Origin of the sequence: Nonomuraea fuscirosea (genome assembly GCF_003001935.1) — a bacterium.
In the GTDB taxonomy this organism is placed as follows: domain Bacteria; phylum Actinomycetota; class Actinomycetes; order Streptosporangiales; family Streptosporangiaceae; genus Nonomuraea; species Nonomuraea fuscirosea.
On the sequence record NZ_PVNG01000004.1, the window covers coordinates 297,500 to 317,890 of the forward strand.

At 71.7% G+C, this 20,391-nt stretch carries 20 protein-coding genes and 1 riboswitch; of the genes, 14 read left to right on the forward strand and 6 right to left on the reverse strand.

What is annotated here, in order from left to right; all coding sequences use genetic code 11:
* Positions 1–66 precede the first annotated feature (66 nt).
* The 12 genes from B0I32_RS11445 to B0I32_RS11500 all read left to right on the forward strand — a co-directional run bounded on the left by B0I32_RS11445 (position 67) and on the right by B0I32_RS11500 (position 14,582).
* On the forward strand, positions 67–1,671 hold the full coding sequence (locus B0I32_RS11445) for a sensor histidine kinase (RefSeq protein WP_245955764.1): 1,605 nt from the start codon (positions 67–69) through the stop codon (positions 1,669–1,671).
* Positions 1,668–2,357, forward strand: a complete 690-nt coding sequence (locus B0I32_RS11450; protein WP_106237598.1) for a response regulator — start codon at positions 1,668–1,670, stop codon at positions 2,355–2,357. Before B0I32_RS11445 ends, B0I32_RS11450 begins: the two co-directional genes overlap by 4 nt.
* A 266-nt stretch (positions 2,358–2,623) precedes the next feature.
* The gene (locus B0I32_RS11455; RefSeq protein WP_106237599.1) at positions 2,624–3,220 is read left to right on the forward strand and encodes a phosphoribosylanthranilate isomerase; all 597 of its coding nucleotides are present in this window, start codon (positions 2,624–2,626) and stop codon (positions 3,218–3,220) included.
* Complete coding sequence (locus B0I32_RS11460) at positions 3,213–4,196, forward strand: GNAT family N-acetyltransferase (RefSeq protein WP_106237602.1); 984 nt, start codon at positions 3,213–3,215, stop codon at positions 4,194–4,196. The genes B0I32_RS11455 and B0I32_RS11460 overlap by 8 nt, the downstream gene beginning before the upstream one ends.
* A gap of 150 nt (positions 4,197–4,346) precedes the next feature.
* Positions 4,347–4,928, forward strand: coding sequence for a cardiolipin synthase ClsA (gene clsA / locus B0I32_RS11465; protein WP_106237605.1), 582 nt, complete (start codon positions 4,347–4,349; stop codon positions 4,926–4,928).
* A 4-nt stretch (positions 4,929–4,932) separates the two neighbouring features.
* On the forward strand, positions 4,933–7,455 hold the full coding sequence (locus tag B0I32_RS11470; protein ID WP_106237608.1) for a mannose-1-phosphate guanyltransferase: 2,523 nt from the start codon (positions 4,933–4,935) through the stop codon (positions 7,453–7,455).
* Positions 7,456–7,705: 250 nt separating this feature from the next.
* On the forward strand, positions 7,706–8,218 hold the full coding sequence (locus B0I32_RS11475) for a double zinc ribbon and FHA domain-containing protein (RefSeq protein ID WP_106237610.1): 513 nt from the start codon (positions 7,706–7,708) through the stop codon (positions 8,216–8,218).
* Between the two features lie 91 nt (positions 8,219–8,309).
* Entirely contained in the window at positions 8,310–8,936 is a 627-nt protein-coding gene (gene ftsR / locus B0I32_RS11480; RefSeq protein WP_106237612.1) for a transcriptional regulator FtsR, read from the forward strand.
* A 133-nt stretch (positions 8,937–9,069) separates the two neighbouring features.
* The gene (locus tag B0I32_RS11485) at positions 9,070–9,540 is read left to right on the forward strand and encodes a bifunctional nuclease family protein (protein ID WP_090771501.1); all 471 of its coding nucleotides are present in this window, start codon (positions 9,070–9,072) and stop codon (positions 9,538–9,540) included.
* Positions 9,541–9,687: 147 nt separating this feature from the next.
* The gene (locus B0I32_RS11490; protein ID WP_106237615.1) at positions 9,688–10,308 is read left to right on the forward strand and encodes a MerR family transcriptional regulator; all 621 of its coding nucleotides are present in this window, start codon (positions 9,688–9,690) and stop codon (positions 10,306–10,308) included.
* 233 nt (positions 10,309–10,541) lie between these two features.
* Positions 10,542–10,643: riboswitch (glycine riboswitch) on the forward strand.
* A 179-nt stretch (positions 10,644–10,822) separates the two neighbouring features.
* Entirely contained in the window at positions 10,823–13,657 is a 2,835-nt protein-coding gene (gcvP, locus tag B0I32_RS11495) for an aminomethyl-transferring glycine dehydrogenase (protein WP_106237617.1), read from the forward strand.
* A gap of 115 nt (positions 13,658–13,772) precedes the next feature.
* The gene (locus B0I32_RS11500; RefSeq protein WP_106237619.1) at positions 13,773–14,582 is read left to right on the forward strand and encodes a tetratricopeptide repeat protein; all 810 of its coding nucleotides are present in this window, start codon (positions 13,773–13,775) and stop codon (positions 14,580–14,582) included.
* 11 nt (positions 14,583–14,593) lie between these two features.
* On the opposite strand, the gene B0I32_RS11505 is transcribed toward B0I32_RS11500, so the two are convergent.
* Positions 14,594–14,938: a hypothetical protein gene (locus tag B0I32_RS11505; protein WP_219911733.1), complete on the reverse strand. Its 345-nt coding sequence runs from the start codon at positions 14,936–14,938 to the stop codon at positions 14,594–14,596.
* Positions 14,939–15,021: 83 nt separating this feature from the next.
* On the opposite strand from B0I32_RS11505, the gene B0I32_RS11510 reads away from it, so the two are divergent.
* Positions 15,022–15,612 carry an alpha/beta hydrolase family protein gene (locus tag B0I32_RS11510; RefSeq protein ID WP_106237623.1) on the forward strand — a complete coding sequence of 197 codons (591 nt, stop codon included), beginning with the start codon at positions 15,022–15,024 and terminating at the stop codon, positions 15,610–15,612.
* An 84-nt stretch (positions 15,613–15,696) separates the two neighbouring features.
* On the opposite strand, the gene B0I32_RS11515 is transcribed toward B0I32_RS11510, so the two are convergent.
* Both B0I32_RS11515 and B0I32_RS11520 read right to left on the reverse strand, forming a co-directional pair.
* Positions 15,697–15,888, reverse strand: a complete 192-nt coding sequence (locus tag B0I32_RS11515; protein ID WP_106237625.1) for a DUF5999 family protein — start codon at positions 15,886–15,888, stop codon at positions 15,697–15,699.
* 203 nt (positions 15,889–16,091) lie between these two features.
* On the reverse strand, positions 16,092–16,652 hold the full coding sequence (locus tag B0I32_RS11520) for a TetR/AcrR family transcriptional regulator C-terminal domain-containing protein (RefSeq protein WP_181307270.1): 561 nt from the start codon (positions 16,650–16,652) through the stop codon (positions 16,092–16,094).
* A gap of 115 nt (positions 16,653–16,767) precedes the next feature.
* Between B0I32_RS11520 and B0I32_RS11525 the strand changes: the two genes are divergently transcribed.
* Positions 16,768–17,166 (forward strand): hypothetical protein, encoded by a 399-nt coding sequence (locus B0I32_RS11525; protein ID WP_106237630.1) that lies wholly within the window; start codon positions 16,768–16,770, stop codon positions 17,164–17,166.
* 136 nt (positions 17,167–17,302) lie between these two features.
* On the opposite strand, the gene B0I32_RS11530 is transcribed toward B0I32_RS11525, so the two are convergent.
* From B0I32_RS11530 to B0I32_RS11540, 3 genes are all read right to left on the reverse strand, one after another.
* Entirely contained in the window at positions 17,303–18,667 is a 1,365-nt protein-coding gene (locus B0I32_RS11530) for an RNA polymerase sigma factor (protein ID WP_106237632.1), read from the reverse strand.
* Positions 18,668–18,845: 178 nt separating this feature from the next.
* Positions 18,846–19,187 (reverse strand): hypothetical protein, encoded by a 342-nt coding sequence (locus B0I32_RS11535; RefSeq protein ID WP_106237634.1) that lies wholly within the window; start codon positions 19,185–19,187, stop codon positions 18,846–18,848.
* Positions 19,188–19,230: 43 nt separating this feature from the next.
* A complete protein-coding gene (locus B0I32_RS11540; protein WP_106237636.1) occupies positions 19,231–20,379 on the reverse strand; it encodes an AMP-binding protein in 1,149 nt (382 codons plus the stop codon).
* Positions 20,380–20,391 lie beyond the last annotated feature (12 nt).

The window sequence follows — 20,391 nt, forward strand, 5'->3', positions numbered from 1 at the left end:
CTTGGAGGAGGCGGTGTCCTCCGCGCGGAGGATCAGCAGCTCACACGGGGCCTATACGGTGTGTCCATGCGTTGGCGCGGTGTGCCGCTTGATGTCCTGCTCGCGGCCTCTGGAGTGGGTCTCGACCTGCTGACCACGGCGAACGCGGGCGACACCGAATATCTGCCCGCGGAGATGAACCTCCCCATGGCGCTGCTCGTCGGCCTGCCCATGGGGCTGGTCCGCCACCGCCCCGTGGCCGTCTCCCTCTACCTGGCCGTCGTCCTGGCCGTCACCGACCAGCTCGGCTCCTTCACCTCCAACACGGCGCAGATCCTCGTCTGCGTGGCGCTGGGCGTGGCGGGATACAGCGCCCGGGTGCGCGCCACCGCCGTGGCCGTGATCGGCTCGATCTTCGCCACCGCCTTCAACATCGCCGACCCGGGTGTCGCCCTCACCGGCAACATGTGGATGTACTCCGTGCTGCTGCCCGTCTTCCCCGCCGTCCTGGGCGCGTACCTGCGCAGCACGGCCGAGCGCCTCGACGAGAGCGACGTCACCCCGGACGCGCTGCTGGCCGCCGGCGGCGTCGCGATCACCGTGCTCAGCACCTGGACCAGCTGGCACTCCGGCACCCAGCCGGTCTGGGTGGTGGGGCTGCTGGCCGTCGTGGGCGGGCTGTCGCTGGGCATCGCCAGGCGGCTGCCCGGCCTGGTCTTCACGCTGCAGGGCGTGCTGCTCGTCTCGGCCGACATCTACCTCAACGACACCGTCAACACCTGCCTGATCCTCACGCTCATCGCCATCGGAGTGTTCGCCATGCGCGTGGTGTCCTGGGCCTGGACCCTGGCCGCGTACCTGACCGGTTGCCTGCTGAGCTCCATCGCCGTCATCGGCGACGACGCCGAGATCACCGGGTTCCGCATCGGCGTCCTGATGACGCTCGTCGCCACGCCCATCGCGATCGGCCGCTACCTGGGCATGCGCCGCGCCGCGGTCGCCTCCGAACGGCTGCGCGCCGAGGAGGCCGCCCGCGCCGCCGTCGCGCAGGTGCGCGCCGACCAGCTAGCCGAGCGCGAGCGCATCGCCCGCGACGTGCACGACATCGTGGCCCACCACGTCGGCGCGATGGTGCTGCGGGCCAGCGCCGCCCGCTACACCGCGCCCGACGGCCCCGTCGCCGACGCGCTCGACGACATCCGCGAGACCGGCCATCAGGTGCTGCAGGACCTGCGCGACCTGCTCGACCTGCTGCGCGACCCCGACCGGCAGCCCGACCTGCTGGCCAACCCCGCCGACGTCGTACGCGAGTCCGCCGAGCGCATGGCCGCCGCGGGCCTGCTCGTGGACCTCGACCTCGACCCGGCGACCGACCAGGCCCCGCTCATCGCCCGCACCTCCGCGGCCCGCATCGTCCAGGAAGGACTGACCAACGTGCTCAAACACGCAGGCCCCGGCACCCGGGTCCGCGTAACCGTGTCCCCCGCGGAAGAAGGACTCGACGTCGAGATCCGCAACGGCCGGCCGCCGACGGCGATCGAGCGGCTGCCCTCCTCCGGGCGCGGCCTGGCCGGCATGCGCGAGCGGGTGCGCACCGTCGGCGGCACCCTCAGCGCCGGACCCGACGGCGAGGGCGGCTGGCTGCTGGCCGCCCACCTGCCCACCCGCCTGTCCCAGGGGAACGCGGCGTGATCCGCGTGCTGGTGGCCGACGACCAGGCGCTCGTCCGCGCGGGCGTGCGCATGCTGCTGCAGGCCACGGGGGACATGGAGGTGGTGGCCGAGGCCGAGGACGGCGCCGAGGCCGTCCGCCTGTCCGAGCGCCACCTGCCCGACGTCATCCTGATGGACCTGCGCATGCCCAGGGTGGACGGGCTCGAAGCCATCAAACGGGTGCTCGCGGCCCGGCCGGGGACCAGGGTCGTGGTGCTGACCACGTTCGCCGAGGACGGCAACGTCTACGCGGCCCTGCGCGCCGGCGCGGTCGGCTTCCTGGTCAAGGACGACGACCCCGAGCGCATGGTCGACGCCGTACGCCGGGCGGCGGCCGGTGAGCAGCTGCTCGCGCCCTCCGTGCTGCGCCGGGTCGTCGAGCGCTTCCTGGCCGCCGAGGAGCAGGCCGCCGCCCCTTCCGCGCCGCCCGGGCTGACCGAGCGCGAGCTGGAGGTCCTCGCCCTGGTCGGCACCGGCCTGTCCAACGCCGAGATCGCCGAGGAGCTGCACGTCGGGGTCACCACGGTCAAGACCCACATCGCCGCCGCCATGGACAAGCTGGGCCTGCGCAACCGCATCCAGGCCGCCGTCGTCGCCCACCGCACCGGCCTGGTGGACGCCGCCTTCCGCCCCGTACGCCAGCCCAGAGGCGGCTCGGCGACCTGACGCGGCCCTCATACGCATCATGTGGTCCTTCACCCGTCACACCAGCGGAAGGACCACTGATCGCCATGCCGGCCGTCCTCCTCTGGCGGCCGGGGCGCGGGGCTGGCCGGCGTGGCGCTGTTCGCCGTCGGGATCGCCCAGCACTTCACCTGGCTGTGGCTGGGGGCGCACCTGCCCACCGGGGGTGATCCTGTTCGGGCTCATCGTCGCCCCACTGGTCCGGTCATGGTCTTCGGCGGCGGCCCGCCGCCGCTAAAGTCGGAGACGTGTATGTGAAGATCTGCGGACTGAGCGAGCCCGAGCACGTGGCCACCGCCGTACGAGCCGGCGCCGACGCCATCGGGTTCGTCATGACCCGCAGCCCCCGCCGCGTCTCGCCGGAGCGCGCGGCGGAGCTGGCCGCCCTCGTCCCCGGTCATGTGCTGACCGTCGGCGTGTTCCGCGGCGAGGACCCCGAGACGGTCAGGGCCGCCGCGCTGACCTCCGGCGTACGGGCCGTCCAGCTGCACGGCAACCACCCCCACGGCGACTTCACCGCGCTGAAAGACCTCGGCGCCCGCCTGGTCAGGGCCGTGGACGCCCAGGCCGACCTGCGCTGCGGCGCCTACGACGAAGACCTGCTCATCGTCGACGCCCCTCAGGCGGGCTCCGGCCTGCCGTGGGACTGGGCGGCCGTCCGCGGCCGCCCCTCCGGGCACTGGATGCTGGCAGGCGGCCTCGCCCCGGCCAACGTGGGGGAGGCGATCTCGGCCGCGCGCCCCTGGGGCGTCGACGTCTCCAGCGGCGTGGAGACCGCGCCGGGCGTGAAGGACTCCGGCCTGATCGAAGACTTCCTGCGAGCGGTACGGCGAACGCATGGATGAGCTCACCAGAGACCCCGTCCTCACCCAGGGCACCGCGATCGGCGACCTCGCGCGCGCCATCGCCTTCCTGCACGCCTTCGCCCACCGCAAGGCACCCGTACGGCGACCGGTTCCGGGCGGATTCGCCGTCCTGGACGACCGCTACCCCGGCTCATACGACGACAACAAACTCATCATCCGCGAGACCCCCGACGATGACGGGCGCATCCTCAGGGAGACGCCCGGCGACGACAGGCTCTTTGCCCGGGAGGCTTCCGACGACAACGGGCTCATCGTCCGCCCAGCCCCTGGCGACGTCCCGGAGCAGGCCGCCGAGCTGCTGATGGCCGCGGCCGACGAGACGCTGGCGACGCGCGCCCACCGGCTGGTCTGCATCGACGACGACCGGCTCGGCACCGCCTGCGTCCCCGCCTTCGCCGCCGCCGGCTACGAACACGAGACCAACCTCGTCATGGTCTTCCGCGGCCCGATCCCCACCGCCCCACCCTCGCCGGCATCCCGGGCCGCGCCCCAGGAGGCGTCCCAGATCGCTTCTCCGGCGGCCTCCCCGGTGGGGCTTGCGGTGGTTGAGATGCTCGGGCTGGAGGAGGTGGTGGCGGTGTCGCGGCGCGACTGGCGGGAGTCGCTGCCCGAGGCGTCCGACGAGACGATCGACGCGCTCGCCCGGCGAGTGGAGGTACGGCCGCGGGGTGCCGACACGGTCGGTTTCCGCGGCGTCCGCGCTCCCGACGGCGAGATCGCCGCCAGGGCCGACCTGTACGTCCACGGCGGGGTCGCCCAGATCGAGAGCGTCCTCACCGCCGAGGCGTACCGAGGCAAGGGATACGCGCGCACCCTGATGAACGCGCTGCTGGCCGAGGTGGCCGACGCCGAGCTGATCTTCCTGGTGGCCGACGCCGACGACTGGCCCCGCCACTTCTACACCCGCCTCGGGTTCGAAACCGTCGGCCGCACCCACGCCTTCCTCCGCGCCTGACCCCCGGCCGGCACTGACCACCTGGCCACATCCGGCCACCCGGTTCTCCTCTGAACCGGTACGTCCGCGTGGCCAGGAGCCGGTCAGGCCGGAGAGACCGGGCACGAGCGGGGCCGCTGTGTCGGAGTTCCACGCAGTAGGGTCTCCTGCGTGAGCGAAACTTCCGCCGAGGACCGGATCTGGACGGTTCCTAACCTGCTGAGCTTCCTGCGCCTCCTCGGCGTCCCCGTGTTCCTCTGGCTGGTTCTCGGGCCCAAGGCGGACGGATGGGCCATCGGGATCCTCGCGGTGGCCGGGTTCACCGACTGGCTCGACGGAAAGATCGCCCGCGCGTTCAACCAGATCAGCAGGCTCGGCCGGATCATCGACCCGGCCGCGGACAAGCTCTACGTCTTCGCCACCATCCTCGCCCTGCTGCTGCGCGACGTGATCCCGTGGTGGCTGGTGATCGTCATCCTCGCGCGCGAACTCTTCGTCGCGAGTTTCTTTCCCGTACTTCGCAAACACGGTTACAAGGCACTTCAAGTGCATTTCCTGGGCAAGGCGGCCATGTTCAACCTCATGTACGCCTTCCCTCTGCTCTTCCTCGCCTCCCACACTGGGTGGTATGCCGAGATGGCGCGCATTGTCGGGTGGGCCTTCGCGCTCTGGGGCACGGGCCTGTACTGGTGGGCGGGGGTGCTGTACGGGATACAGGTGCGGCGGCTGGTAGCCGAGGCCAAGAAGGGGTGATCGGGTGAGGGCGGTCGTCATGGCGGGCGGGGAGGGCACGAGGCTGCGCCCGATGACCGCCAACCAGCCCAAACCCCTGCTCCCCGTGGCCAACCGCCCGATCATGGAACACGTGCTGCGCCTGCTCAAGCGGCACGGCGTCACCGAGACGGTGGTGACGCTGCAGTTCCTGGCCGCCCTCGTGCGCAACTACTTCGGCGACGGCGACGAGCTCGGCATGAGCCTCCAGTACGCCACCGAGGACCTCCCCCTCGGCACCGCCGGCAGCGTCAAGAACGCCGCCGACCGCCTGCGCGACGACCGATTCCTGGTGATCTCCGGCGACGCCCTGACGGATATCGATTTATCGGACATGGTGCGATTCCACCGGGAAAACCAGGCATTAGTGACGATCGGCCTGAAAAGGGTCCCGAACCCCCTCGAATTCGGCATCATCATCGTGGACGAGGAAGGCCGCGTCCAGCGCTTCCTGGAGAAGCCCACCTGGGGCCAGGTCTTCTCCGACACCGTCAACACCGGCATCTACGTCATGGAGCCCGAGGTTCTCGACGCCGTGGCGCCCGGCGAGCCCGTCGACTGGTCCTCGGACGTCTTCCCCGCCCTCCTGGAGCGCGGCGCCCCCATCTACGGCTACGTGGCCGACGGCTACTGGGAGGACGTCGGCACCCACGAGAGCTACCTCAAGGCCCAGGCGGACGCCCTGTCGGGCAAGGTCCAGCTCGACATCGCCGGGTTCGAGCTGTCCCCCGGCGTCTGGGTGGCCGACTCCGCCTCGGTGGACCCCGACGCCGTGCTCAAGGGCCCGCTGCTGATCGGCGCGTACGCCAAGGTCGAGGCCGGGGCGGAGCTGCGCGAGTACACCGTGCTGGGCAACAACGCCGTCGTCCGCGAGGGCGCCTTCCTGCACCGGGCGGTCGTCCACGACAACGTCTACCTCGGCCCCGGCGCCCACCTGCGCGGCTGCGTCATCGGCAAGAGCACCGACGTGATGGCCGGCGCCCGCATCGAGGAGAACGCGGTCGTCGGCGACGAATGCGTCATCGAGGCCGAGGCGTACGTCTCCAGTGGCGTCAAGGTGTACCCGTTCAAGACCATCGAGGCCGGCGCGGTCGTCAACACCAGCGTCATCTGGGAGTCGCGCGGCCAGCGCAACCTGTTCGGCCCCAGAGGCGTCAGCGGCCTGGTCAACGTCGAGATCACCGCCGAACTGTGCGTCCGCCTGGCCAGCGCGTACGCCACCACCCTGAAGAAGGGCGAGCACGTCGTCACCTCCCGCGACTGCTCGCTGGCCGCCAGGGCGCTCAAGCGCGCCGTCATCGGCGCCCTCACCGCCGGGGCCATCAACGTGCTCGACCTGGAGGCGGCCCCGCTGCCCGTGGCCCGCTTCCACACCGCCCGCGAGTCGGCCGGCGGCGGCATCGCGCTGCGCACCACCCCGGGCGACCCGCAGAGCGTGGACATCGTCATCATGGACGACCGCGGCGCCGACCTGCCGCCGGCGGCCCAGCGCAAGCTGGAGCGGGTCTTCTCCCGCCAGGAGTTCCGCCGCGCCTTCCCCGGCGAGATCGCCGAGCTCACCTATCCGGCCAGGGCCGTCGAGGACTACACCCACGAGCTGCTGCGCCACGTCGGCGTGGGCGGCGTCAAGGACATGAAGGTGGTCGTGGACTGCGCGGGCGGCACCTCCTCGCTGGTGCTGCCGACGCTGCTCGGCCGGGTGGGCGTCGAGGTGCTCACCGTCAACGCCCGCCTGGACGACGTCTCGCCCACCGAGACGCTGGCCGGGCGCCGCCGCGACCTGCAGCGCCTGTCCGAGCTGGTCAGCTCCTCCCGGGCGGCGTTCGGCGTGCGTTTCGACCCGGTCGGCGAGCGCATCGCCCTGGTGGACGAGCAGGGCCAGCTCATCGACGAGGAACGCGCCCTGCTCGTCGTGCTCGACCTGGTGGCGGCCGAGCGCAGGGGCGGCCAGGTGGCGCTGCCGGTCACCACGACCAGGGTCGCCGAGCAGGTGTGCCGCTTCCACGGCGTCCAGGTGCAGTGGACCTCCACCGCGCTCGACGCCCTGACCTCCGCCGCCGCCGGCCCCGACATGATCTTCGCCGCCGACGGGCGCGGCGGCTTCGTGGTGCCCGAGTTCAGCCCCGCCATCGACGGGCTGGCCGCGTTCATGCGCCTGCTCGGGCTGGTGGCCCGCACCCGGCTCTCGCTCAGCCAGATCGACGCGCGGATCCCCGAGGTGAAGCTGCTGCGGCGGACGATCCCCACGCCGTGGGCGGCCAAGGGCGCCGTCATGCGCTCGGTCATGGAGGCGGCCGAGGCCGAGCCCGACGGCCACCGCGTCGACACCACCGACGGCGTGCGCGTGGCGCACGACGACGGGAGCTGGGTGCTGGTGCTGCCCGCCGCGGCCGAGCCCGTCACCGACCTCTGGGCGGAGGCCGGCGACGTGGACGGCGCCCAGGCGCTGCTCGAACGCTGGGCGCGCATCGTCGAACAGGCGGCGGGGCGGCCCGGTCACGGAACGTGATCGGAAAGGCTTTACCGATGATGTGCGCGGAGAGCGCCGCAAGATCGTAATGTAGAAACGCGCGGCGGCATGGACCACGGGGCGGGGGCGGCGGTAACTTTGTCTGCGTCCGAACCAACGTGCAGCGCCCCGCCTTGACCTTTGCCGCTGATCAGCGTAAGTTGCGGCATTCGCAAACTTGAAATAGCGAAGCGAGGCGCGCCCCAGAGCACCGTCGCCGCGTCTTCGCGGTAGGAGGCCGAGCCGATCGATGCCGAGCGTCTACTGCACGCAGTGCGGGCACGCCAACCCCGAGGATGCCCGTTTCTGTTCCCGCTGTGGGTCACCGCTGACCAGGCCCGAGGTCTCCGGGGACACCACGTCGACGATCTCCGTCGCGGGAATAGAGGCGTACGAGGCTGAGACAGGCGACATGCTCCTGGCCGAGCGGGCGCTGGTCGAACAGCTGCCGCCCGGCACGGCGTTGCTCACCGTCACCAGGGGCCCCAACCAGGGCAGCCGGTTCCGGCTGGACAAGGAGCTGACCACCACGGGGCGTCATCCGGAGAGCGACATCTTCCTCGACGACATCACCGTCTCCCGCCGCCACGTCGAGTTCTACCGCCACCGCGGCGGCCAGTTCTCCGTGCGCGACGTGGGCAGCCTCAACGGCACCTACGTCAACAGGGAGCGGATCGAGGAGGTCCCCCTGCACTCCGGAGACGAGGTGCAGATCGGCAAGTTCCGCCTCGTCTTCCTGATGCGAGGCAACGCCGGGGCATGAGCGGGCGGAGCGAGCGACCCATGGACACGGCCTCCGCACGCCCGCGGCCACGGGAGGCGGTCGCGTGAGTTCTCAGGCGGCACGGTCGCACATGAGCATCGGGGAGGTGCTCGCGCTCCTGCAGGGCGAGTTCCCCGATGTCACCATCTCCAAGATCAGGTTTCTGGAGGGCGAGGGGCTGATCGAGCCGGAGCGCAGCCCCTCCGGCTATCGCAAGTTCACCCACCTCCACGTCGAGCAGCTGCGCTTCATCCTCACCGAGCAGCGCGACCACTACCTCCCGCTGCGGGTGATCAAGGACCGGATGGCCGAGAGCTTCGGCCGGCCGCGCGAGGTCCGGCAGGCCCAGGAGGTCAGGCTCGACCGGGCCGAGCTGCTCGAGGCCGCCGAGATCGACGAGGAGACCCTCGCCGAGCTGGAGGACTACGGCCTGCTCGTGCCCGTGGCCAGGCGCTACGACGAGGAGGCGCTCAAGGTGGCCCGCGCCGTCGGCGCCCTGTCCCGCTTCGGCCTGCACGCCCGCCACCTGCGGGCGGTCAGGGCCGCGGCCGAGCGCGAGGCCGGGCTCGTCGAGCAGACCGTCGCCCCGATACTCAAGCGGCGCGCCCCCGGCGCCATCGGCGAGGCCGACGAGGTGGCCAGGGAATTGACCGCCCTGCTGCTCGACCTGCACGCATCCCTTGTGCGCACGGGTGTCCGCTCGGTCCTCGGTCGTTGAGACCGTCGCGAGCTGGGAGGCGCGGGCACATTCGAGGCCCGCTGGGTGTTACGTTGAATTGAAGAAGCCATGTCAGCAGAAGTGATGACCGAAGAGCTGTGCCGGGTCACCGGTCAGGAATACGGAGCAGCCCGTGTTGCAGATGGAGGTCGTGGGCGTTCGCGTTGAAATGCCCACTAATCAGCCGATCGTCTTGCTCAAGGAGGCACACGGGGAGCGGTTTCTTCCGATCTGGATCGGCATGACCGAGGCCACCGCCATCGCGCTGGCCCAGGCGGAGGAGCCGCCGCCGCGGCCTCTCACCCACGACCTGTTCAGAGACGTGCTGAGCGCGCTCGGCGTGGGGCTGCGCGCGGTCAACATCGTCGCCCTGCGTGACGGCATCTTCTTCGCCGACCTGGTCTTCTCCAACGGCGTGGAGGTGAGCGCGCGGCCGTCCGACTCGATCGCGCTCGCGCTGCGCACCGGGGCCCGCATCTTCGCCAGCGAGGAGGTCGTCCAGGAAGCCGGGGTCATCATCCCGGACGACCAGGAGGACGAGGTGGAGAAGTTCAGGGAGTTCCTTGACACGATCACTCCCGAAGACTTCGGCAGGGCGGGGTAGGTATTTCAGTGCATTTACGCTTCACGACGCGCCGAGCCGGATCGTTGACTGCGCATGGTCACGGTCCTACGGTGCAAGTGAAACCCGTGGTCGCCTTTTACGAACCCCCAGATCAGGCCACGGGATGAGAGAAAGCCGGAGGTCCGCGTGGCGGTCAGCAGCGGCGAGGGAAAGACGGCCGGCCAGGAAGATCCGGTACGGCGCGAGAGCGCGCGGCAGCGTGCCGGAGAGCAGGGTCTGCTCTTCGACCAGCAACCCAGGACGCTGCCAGGTGACATCGGATACCGCGGGCCGACGGCCTGTGCGGCGGCCGGCATCACCTACAGGCAGCTCGACTACTGGGCGCGCACGGGGCTGGTGGAGCCCACGATAAGAGCCGCGCAGGGCTCGGGCTCCCAGCGGCTCTACAGTTTCCGCGACATCCTGGTGCTCAAGGTCGTCAAGCGGCTGCTCGACACCGGAGTGTCGCTGCAGCAGATCCGTACGGCCGTGCAGCACCTGCGTGACCGCGGGGTCGGTGACCTCGCGCAGATCACGCTCATGAGCGACGGCGTCAGCGTCTACGAGTGCACCTCGGCCGACGAGGTGATCGACCTGCTCCAGGGCGGCCAGGGCGTGTTCGGCATCGCGCTCGGCCGGGTCTGGCGTGAGGTCGAGGGCTCCCTCGCGGAGCTGCCGGGGGAACGCGCGGCGGTCGAGGACACCGTCCCGGCCGACCATCCCGCTGACGAGCTGGCCCGCAGGCGACGCGCCCGCCGCACCGGCTGAGAGCACCCGGCTCCACGAGGGCCGGGATGCCGAAGAAGAAGACCAGGTTCCGGGAGAGCGCCACAAGCGCCGGTCCCGCGACCACCCAGGGGACGTCGATCCCCGGGAACACCCGCCTGGGAGCGCTGATCCCCAGAGCGTGAGAGCGCCGATTCACCCGGGGGAACCCGCACGCGGCGGGCCGATGACCGGCTAATGGGGCGTAGCGTAGTAATCTGGGACAGCAAGGCTGACGACCCCGTGCGGGAGAGTCCCCGGGCCGCTACAAGGCGCCGGGGCGCCGAAGGAGCAACCCTCCCCGGAATCTCTCAGGCATCCTGTACCGCTCGGGCGAGGCGACTCTGGAAAGCAGGCGCTCCCGCCAGGCGCGCCTCACCGACGGTGCAAGCCCCACCGGGGGTGAAGCTCTCAGGTCGCGGTAGCACGTACGTCGTGCGGCCGCGCTGACAGAGGGGGAGATCCGGCACTCGCCCGCGCCCTGGCGCCGGTCTCCACAGCCTCGGGAGGCACATCCATGACCGATCTGTCAGCTCCGCCGTTCTCGTCCAGGCACATCGGCCCGTCGGAGTCCGAGCAGCAGCGCATGCTCGAAGCCGTGGGCTTCGAGTCCGTGGCGGATCTGGTGGCGGTGGCCGTGCCCGAGTCCATCAGGGTCAAGGACCGGCTCAAGCTGCCCGCCGCGATCGGCGAGGCCGAGGCCATCGCCGAGCTGCGCGCCCTGGCCGGGCGCAACCGCGTGCTCACCTCGATGATCGGCCTGGGCTACTACGACACCGTCACGCCCGCCGTCATCCGCCGCAACCTGCTGGAGAACCCGGGCTGGTACACCGCCTACACCCCGTACCAGCCGGAGATCTCGCAGGGGCGCCTGGAGGCGCTGCTGAACTTCCAGACCGTCGTCTCCGACCTCACCGGCCTGCCCGTCTCCGGCGCGTCCCTGCTGGACGAGGCCACCGCCGCCGCCGAGGCCATGACGCTGGCCCGCCGGGCGGGCAAGTCCAAGAGCGCCGTGTTCGTGGTGGACGCCGACGCGCTGCCGCAGACCAAGGCCGTGCTGGCCACCAGGGCCGAGCCGCTCGGCATCACGCTGGTGGAGCACCCGCTCGACGGCGAGCTGCCCGAATGCTTCGGCGTGCTCGTGCAGTACCCCGGCGCCTCGGGCCGGCTGCGCGCCTTCCGCGCCGTGGCCGCCGCCGCCCACGAGGCCGGCGCGCTGGTCGTGGCCGCCGCCGACCTGCTGGCCCTCACGCTGATCGCCGCCCCCGGCGAGCTGGGCGCCGACATCGCCATCGGCTCCTCGCAGCGCTTCGGAGTGCCGTTCGGCTTCGGCGGGCCGCACGCCGCCTACATGTCCGTACGCGAGGGGCTGCAGCGCCAGCTCCCCGGCCGCCTGGTGGGCGTGTCGGTGGACGCCGACGGCGACCCCGCCTACCGCCTGGCCCTGCAGACCCGCGAGCAGCACATCCGCCGCGAGAAGGCCACCAGCAACATCTGCACCGCCCAGGTCCTGCTCGCCGTCATCGCCGGCATGTACGCCGTCTACCACGGCCCCGAGGGCCTGCGCCGCATCGCCCACCGCGTCCACCGGTACGCCGGCGCGCTGGCCGCCGGGCTGCGCGAGGGCGGTGTGGAGATCGTGCACCAGGAGTTCTTCGACACCGTGCTGGCCCGCGTGCCCGGCCGGGCCGCCGAGGTCGTGGCCGCCGCCGCCGAGCGGGGCGTCAACCTCTGGCGAGTGGACGACGACCACGTCTCCGTCGCCTGCGACGAGAAGACCGGCGCCGCCGAGGTGGCCGCCGTCTGGGGCGCCTTCGGGCTGCCCGAGGCGGGCGGGGCGGACCCGGAGAACGCCGCGGACGCGCTGCCGGGCGAGCTCCTGCGCGAGAGCGCGTACCTGACCCACCCGGTCTTCCACGCCCACCGCTCCGAGACCGCGATGCTGCGTTACCTGCGCAGGCTGCAGGACAAGGACATCGCGCTCGACCGCTCCATGATCCCGCTCGGCTCCTGCACGATGAAGCTGAACGCGACCACCGAGATGGAGCCGATCACCTGGCCCGAGTTCGCCGCGATCCACCCGTACGCGCCCGACGGGCAGACCGAGGGCTACCGCGAGCTGATCGGCACGCTGGAGGGCTGGCTGGCCGAGGTGACCGGCTACGACGCCGTCTCCCTCCAGCCGAACGCCGGCTCGCAGGGCGAGTTCGCCGGGCTGCTGGCCATCCGCGCCTACCACCGCGACCAGGGCCAGGGCGAGCGCGACGTCTGCCTCATCCCGTCCTCGGCCCACGGCACCAACGCCGCCAGCGCCGTCATGGCCGGCATGCGGGTCGTCGTCGTGGCCTGCGACGACGACGGCAACATCGACCTGGCCGACCTCGACGCCAAGATCGGCAAGCACCGTGACGCGCTGGCGGCGATCATGGTGACGTACCCGTCCACGCACGGCGTGTACGAGGAGAGCATCACCGAGGTCTGCGCCAAGGTGCACGAGGCCGGCGGCCAGGTGTACGTGGACGGCGCCAACCTCAACGCCCTAGTCGGCCTGGCCAAGCCGGGCGAGTTCGGGGCCGACGTGTCCCATCTCAACCTGCACAAGACCTTCTGCATCCCGCACGGCGGCGGCGGCCCCGGCGTCGGCCCGGTCGCGGTCCGCGCCCACCTGGCCTCCTATCTGCCCGGCCACCCGCTGCACGACGGCACCGCGGTCGGCCCCGTCTCGGCGGCCCCGTACGGCTCGGCCGGCATCCTGCCGATCTCGTGGGCGTACGTCAGGATGATGGGCGCCGACGGCCTCACCGCGGCCACCGAGCAGGCCATCCTGTCGGCGAACTACCTGGCCAGGCGGCTGGCCCCGCACTACCCGGTGCTCTACACCGGCCGCGGCGGCCTGGTCGCCCACGAGTGCATCATCGACCTGCGCCAGATCACCAAGGAGACCGGCGTCACCGTCGACGACGTGGCCAAGCGGCTCATCGACTACGGCTTCCACGCCCCGACCATGTCGTTCCCCGTCGCCGGGACCCTCATGATCGAGCCGACCGAGAGCGAGGACCTCGCCGAGCTCGACCGGTTCGCCGACGCCATGGCCGCGATCAGGGCCGAGATCGCCAAGGTGGCCTCGGGCGACTACGACAGGACCGACAACCCGCTGCGGAACGCGCCGCACACGGCCGAGTCCGTCAGCGCCGACGAGTGGCCGCACCCGTACGGGCGCGGCGAGGCCGCCTACCCGCTGCCGTCGCTGCGCGAGGGCAAGTACTGGGTGCCGGTGCGCCGCATCGACCAGGCCTACGGCGACCGCAACCTGGTGTGCTCCTGCCCTCCGCTGGAGGCGTACGAGGACTGAGCCGTCCGGGGTGGGAGGACTGTCACCCCGGTGCCAGTCCTTCCGCGTCAAGTGAGCAGACATGATCGTCAGAAGTCGTTAGGCTTCGGTGCGACCGTCGCCCCAAGGAGCTCTCTTGACGTCCTCAGAGCTGGAGACACCGCCCCTCGACACCGCCCGCCGCCTGGCCGAGGAGGGTGACCTCGACGCCGCGGCCGACATCCTGAGCCGGCTCGCCGCCGACCCGGAGGAGCCCGACCGGGCGCAGGCCGCCGTGGGCCTGGCCGTGGTGCTGGAGCAGCGCGGCGACGTCGAGCGGGCCAGGGCCGCCGCCAGGACCGCCCTGGCCACCGGGCACCCCGAATACGCCGCCCAGGCGGCCTGTCACCTGGCCCAGGGCTTCGAGCGGGAGGGCCGGGCCGACCAGGCCAGGGCCGCCTGGCAGGCCGTCCTCGGGGTCGGCACGGCCGCGTACGTGCCGCTGGCCCATCTCGCGCTGGCCCGGCTGGCGGTCGAGGCGGGCCACCTGGAGGAGGCCGGCGACGAGCTGCGCGCCGCCGTGCGCGCGGGCGTGGCCTCGGGCGACGACAAGATGGGCGCGCACGCGGCGCAGCGGCTGGCCGAGCTGATGCTGGAGCACGGGGAGCCGGGGCCGGCGGCCGAGGTGCTGCTGGAGGCGCTGGAGTTCGCCCCCGCCGACGAGGTGCCCGGCCTGCGGGTCCAGCTCGGCATCGCGCATCTGGAGCTGGCCTGCGCCGAGTTCGCCGAGAGCGTCGAGGGCGGCGCCGACCCGCGTACCGGCGCGCTGGCCATCGAGCTGCTCGCCCGCACCCTGCCGCTGCGGGGGCGCGACGACGACGCGGGGCGGGTGTGGACGTACGGGCTCGAACACGAGGACGAGACGCTGGCGGCCGAGGTCCGTCTCCGCTACCAGCGCGACGCCTGACGGCGGAGGGGTCAGGGGCGGCGCATGAACGCCACCGCGGCCGCCACGTTGACCAGCACGATCGCCGCCCACGCGACCAGCAGCCCGAACGTGCCTCCCGTGGTGCCCGCGATGGCCGTGAGCGGAACCCCGATGCCCAGCGAGCCCAGCGCGATCGGCACCAGCGGCGTCCCCTGGCCGGTCTTCTTGCGCGGCGCGACGCCGTGGTGGTCGAGCTCGGCCCGGACGCGCGCGGCGATCGTGGCGTCGAGGCGTTCCATGAACGAGTCGATGAGCGCCGGCTCGTAGTCGGGGCCGAGATCGCGGCGCGCCTCCAGCGTGGCCCGCAGGTCGTCCCTGAGGCGTTTGTCTGACATGGACGACATCATCTCCCGTCCCGCGCCGCGCCGTCATCAGCCTTGAGGTCTAGGGCGCGATCCTCCCCAGGTACCGTGCTGCCATGCAGGTGATGACCCCGAGAGGGCCGGCGCTGGTCCAGGTGGACGAGGTCGCGGACGCCCGGCTGCTGCTGGTGCTGACCCACGGCTCCGCCGGGACGGTGGAGGCCCCCGACCTGCTGGCCGTGCGCGACGCCGCCGTGGCGGCCGGGGTGAGCGTGGCCAGGGTGACGCAGGCGTTCCGGGTGGCGGGGGCGCGGGCGCCCGGTCCGGCCGAGCGGCAGGACGAGGCGTGGGAGATCGTCCTGGACGAGCTGCGGGCGGCCCGGCCGGGGCTGCCGGTCGTGCAGGGCGGGCGGAGCAACGGGGCCCGCGTGGCCTGCCGTACGGCGAAGGCGGTCGGCGCCGCGGCGGTGGTGGCGCTGGCCTTCCCGCTGCATCCGCCGGGGAAGCCGGAGCGGTCGAGGGCCGGCGAGCTGCGCGGCGCCGGCGTGGACGTGCTGGTGGTGAACGGGGACCGCGATCCGTTCGGCGTTCCCGACGCGGGGGACGCCGCGCGCCTGGTGGTGCTGCCGGGGGAGGGGCACGAGCTGAGACGTGACCCCGCCCGGGTGGGCGAGGTCGTCGCGGAGTGGATCGTCCGCTACGCGTAGGCGTGGCTCCGGCCGGAGGTGAGCGGCCGCGCGCGGGCCCAGGGCCTGGCGGCGGGCGTCAGGTGCGGGCCGCGCCGGGAGGCGTCAGGCCGCGCCGACCGCGGGCCGGTGCGGGGCGATGGCGGTGCCACTGGGAAGCAGCTCCCCGGTGTCCTCGAACAGGACGACGCCGTTGCAGAGCAGGCTCCACCCCTGTTCGGGGTGGCAGGCCAGGGTGCGTGCCGCCTCGCGGTCAGGCGCCTCGGCATCCGGACAGGCCGGGTCGTGCGGGCACATCGGCGTGCCTCCGATATCTCGTGGGTCGCTCCCGTGCTGGAGGGTCGGGAGCCGGCTCGGGTTGTTCTGTTCTGGCAAGTGTGCGATGTATGTCACGTGTTCCGACATAGTCCGTTCGGACTGTTACAGGAGGATCCCCGGGTCGTGTGACCTTCGACACAGCGTGCCTTATGCAGGATAACGGGCCAAGCGCGACACGCGCATCACGTTTGCAATCCCTTGAGCAGAGCGTCGAGTCCGCGCTCGAAGTCCATATCGGCTCTTTCGTCCCTCCTGACCCATTCATCAACCTCCGGGTCGGCCCAGCCGGACTGCTGGACCTCGACGGCCACGCTGCCGAACACGAACGCCCGCAGCGACCGCACGGCCTCGGGGGCGTCGCCCAGACCGCCCTCGGCGAGCTGCTCGGTCTGCTCCCTGATGGCCACGGCGGTCGCTCCCTTCGGCGGCTTGGTCAGCGCCAGCGCCAGCACGCCCGGATGCTCGCGCAGCAGCTCCCTGCCCGCCCGGCACCACGCCCTGGCCGTCTCCTGCCAGGTGGGGCCGCGCTCGACGTGGACGGTGGTGACGTGCTCGGCCAGGGCGTCCATCAGCGCCTCCTTGCCGCGGGGCAGGTGGTGGTAGATGGCCATCGCCTCCACCTCCAGGGCGTCGCCCAGGCGGCGCATGGTCAGGCGGCGCAGGCCCTGGCTGTCGGCGATGTGGAGTGCGGCCTCGATGATGCGCTCGCGGGAGAGGGGAACGGGTGGTCTCTTGGCGGGCATGGAGATCATCTTACTATGTAAAGGCGGTCGCGCCAGGGCGATTTCCGCCCGTGTCGCGCGACGGCGTACCCTTGGTCGTCGCACCAGTACACGACAGCTTTAAGGGGCAGGGCCGATGGCGTTTTTCCGTCCGCGGGTGAGCCGGGAGGCAGAGGTCCGCTACCACGCGGACCTGGAGATCTCCAAGAGCTTCCCCGAGTTCATCGAGAAGGCCAGGCAGGCCGAGCAGGTCCTGCGTGAGCTGCGCGCCTCCGGGGCCGACGAGATCGAGTTGCTGGCGGCCGGCCGGGCCTTCGACGCGGCGCTCACCGAGGCGCTGCGGGCGGCCGAGGCCGGGCAGCGGGCCACGTTCGGGGTGAAGGCCTACGACGACCGGATCGCCCGCCGCAAGGCCAAGGCCACCCCGGCCGGGGCCATGTGGACGGCCGAGGTCGAGCGGCTGCGCACCCTGCGCGAGGACAACCGGCTGTGGGGGATCCCCCGGGTGCCGAGGCCGCTGCCCGCGACCGCCTGACCCGGGACGAACCCGCTCGCGGCCACCGGTCCGCTGGTTCTGCCGAGCCGTCCGGACCTGGGCGTGCCGGTCCGGATACGCGAGCGTTCCCCGTGCGATGAGCCCCGGCGCCCTTTGACGGTGCCGGGGCTCTCGTTCAGCTGGCCCAGTCGAGCAGCGGGCGGGTGTTGCTCGGGTGGCGCAGCTTGGACAGCGACTCCTTCTCCAGCTGCCTGATGCGCTCCCTGGTCAGGCCGAGATACTTGCCGATCTCGTCCAGGGTGTGCGGCTTGCCGTCCACCAGGCCGAAACGCAGCGCCATGATCTTCGACTCGCGCGGCGAGAGGTTGTCGAGCACGCCCCGCAGCTGGTCGCCCAGCAGCTGGCGGTCGACGATCTCCGACGCCTCGGGGGAGTCGACGTCCTCGATGAGGTCGCCGATCGTGGTCTCCCCGTCCTCGCCGATCGTCGCGTTCAGCGAGATCGGCTGACGGCTCGTGCGCAGCAGCTCCTCGATCTGGTCCGGCGTCTTGTCCAGCTCGACGGCCAGCTCCTCGGGCGTGGGCTCACGGCCCAGGCGCTGGTGCATGTCACGCTCGACGCGCGACAGCTTGGACAGCATCTCCAGCACGTGCACGGGCAGCCGGATCGTCCTGGCCGAGTCGGCGAAGCCGCGCTGGATGGCCTGGCGGATCCACCACATGGCGTACGTGGAGAACTTGAAGCCCTTGGTGTAGTCGAACTTCTCCACGGCCCTGATGAGCCCCAGGTTGCCCTCCTGGACGACGTCCAGCAGGGACATGCCGCGGTCGGTGTACTTCTTGGCGACGGAGACCACGAGGCGCAGGTTGGCCTCCAGCATGTGGTCCTTGGCCTGCCGGCCGTCCTCCACGACGAGGTGGAGGTCCGCCTGGGCGGCGGGCGACAGGTCGGGCTGGGTCTCCAGCTTGTACTCGGCGTACAGGCCCGCCTCGATCCGCCTGGCCAGCTCGACCTCCTGGGCGGCGGTGAGCAGGGTGCGGCGGCCGATGGACTTGAGGTAGGTGTGCACCGAGTCGCCCATGACGGACTGCGTGTCGTCCAGGTCGATCGGCTCGTTCTCGATCTCGGCGTCCGCTGCGTTCACGACGAGGTCGTCCGGCACGTCTTCCTCGTGCTCCGGCTTGGACTCCGGCGCCGTCACCGCCTTCGCCGCGTCGGTCGCGCCGTTCGCCGCTCCGGTTTTTGCCTCGGAGCCCTTGCGGCGGGTACTCTTTGCCCGCGCGGTCTTCCCGGCGGGAGCGGTCTTCTTCTGGGCGTTCTTCTTGGGGGCGGTCGTGCTGAGAGACGGCTCGTTCTCGGCGGCCAGGCTCACACCGGCCTCCGACAGCTCGCGCAGGATCGTGCGGCCTTCAGAGGGGCTGATGCCGGCCATCGCGAATGCGTCACGCAGCTCCGCCAGAGAAAGGTGACCCTGGGCTCGCCCTCGTTCAATCAGCTGATCGAGAGTAGCGGGTGGGGTCGCCACGGCGGTTCTGGGCATGAGGACACCTCCTCCGTACGGAGTGGAAGCGATCAGGCAGGTTGTGGTGGGGCGGGTTCGCGTCCGCACGGCGCACCAGTATCAATAACGCCAAACGCCGTCATTTGTTCCCGTGCACCCTAAGTGGGACGAAAAAGGGGCGGATCGCCCACGTATCGAACCGCCCCAGGGGTGGACTTTATTCCGTCGACCCGTGCCCGTCCGGCCGCGCCTCGGGCATCGGCATGGGCTCGGCGTCCTCCATGCGCTGGTCGGTCCAGTATTCGAGGACCTTCTCCGGGTCCGGGTTGATCTCCCTGGAGACGATGAAACCATCGGTGGTCGCGGGGGCCGGGGTCTCGTCCGGTCCTTCGAGCAGCTCCTGGGGCTCACCGGACGGCGCCTTCTCCACCACGGCTCGGGTCTCCCTCGCGACCTGGTCGAGCTTTCCCGCCGAGGCGGCCGCCGCGACTGAGGCGCCTCCGGCGACGATGACGCCGACGACGGCCGCGGATGCCCACAGCTTGCGGGTCTGGTCCATGAAGGCTCCCTCCTTCTCCCCACTATGACGCATCGGCCACTCGTCAGGTTCCTGCCCTAAGCCGCATCAAATCGGTCTTGCCGTTCGGCAGCAGGGGGAGCCGCTCGACGAGCCGCAGGTCGCGAGGGGCGGCGTAGGGGGCGAGCCTATCGCGGCAGAATGCCCGCAATTGCTGAAGCGTGACGGGTGTGTCGGGGTCGGTGGGGACCACGACGGCGGTGACCCGCTCGCCCCATTCCGCGTCGGGCACGCCGATCACGGCGGCGTCGGCGACCCCGGGGTGGGCGCGCAGGACGGCGGTCACGACGCCGGCCACCACCTTCTCGCCGCCGGTGTTGACGACGTCGTCGGCCCGGCCGAGCACGCGCAGGCGGCCGTCGCGCAGCTCGCCGAGGTCGGAGGTGACGAACCAGCCACCGTCGAGCGGGGCGGGCGGGCCGGCGAAGCGGTAGCCGGAGAAGAGCACCGGGCCGGAGATCCTGATCAGGCCGTCCGCGCCGATTTTGAGATCTACATTGTCAAGGGGCCGGCCGTCGTACACGCAGCCGCCGCACGTCTCGCTCGACCCGTACGTCGTCACGACCCTGGCGCCGAGGGCGGTGGCCCGCTCCAGCAGGCCCGGCCCCGGGGCCGCCCCGCCCAGCACGATGGTCCTGAACACCGACAGGTCCGCCCCCATCTCGACCAGCCGGTGCAGCTGGGTGGGGACGAGGGAGACGTGGTGGGCGCCCGAGGCCAGCACCGCGTGCGGGTCGAACGCCGGATGGATGATCGGCTCGCTCTCCGAGAGCAGGGCGCGGACCAGGACCTGCAGCCCTGAGACGTGGGAGACGGGCAGGCAGCACAGCCAGCGGTCGCCCTTCGCGGCGCCCACCCGGCGGATCGAGGCCGCCGCGCAGGCGCGCAGCGCCGCGGCGGAGAGCTGCACACCCTTGGGCGGTCCTGTGCTGCCGCTGGTGGCGATCACGATGGCCACGTCGCCGGGAACGCCCGCCCCGCCGGGGTTGGGGACGCCGTCGACGTGGGTGGGGCGCAGCGCGTCCAGGGCGGGCTCATGGTGGCCGGGGGAGAGCGGGAGGACGGCGGGGCCGTCGCCGGAGAGGGCGTCGCGGATCGCCGTGAAGAGGACGGGCCCGGCAGGCTGCACAATGGCATGCAGCGGACGGTCCGGATGCGACGGGTTCCTCCACATGCTCGTAAGGTT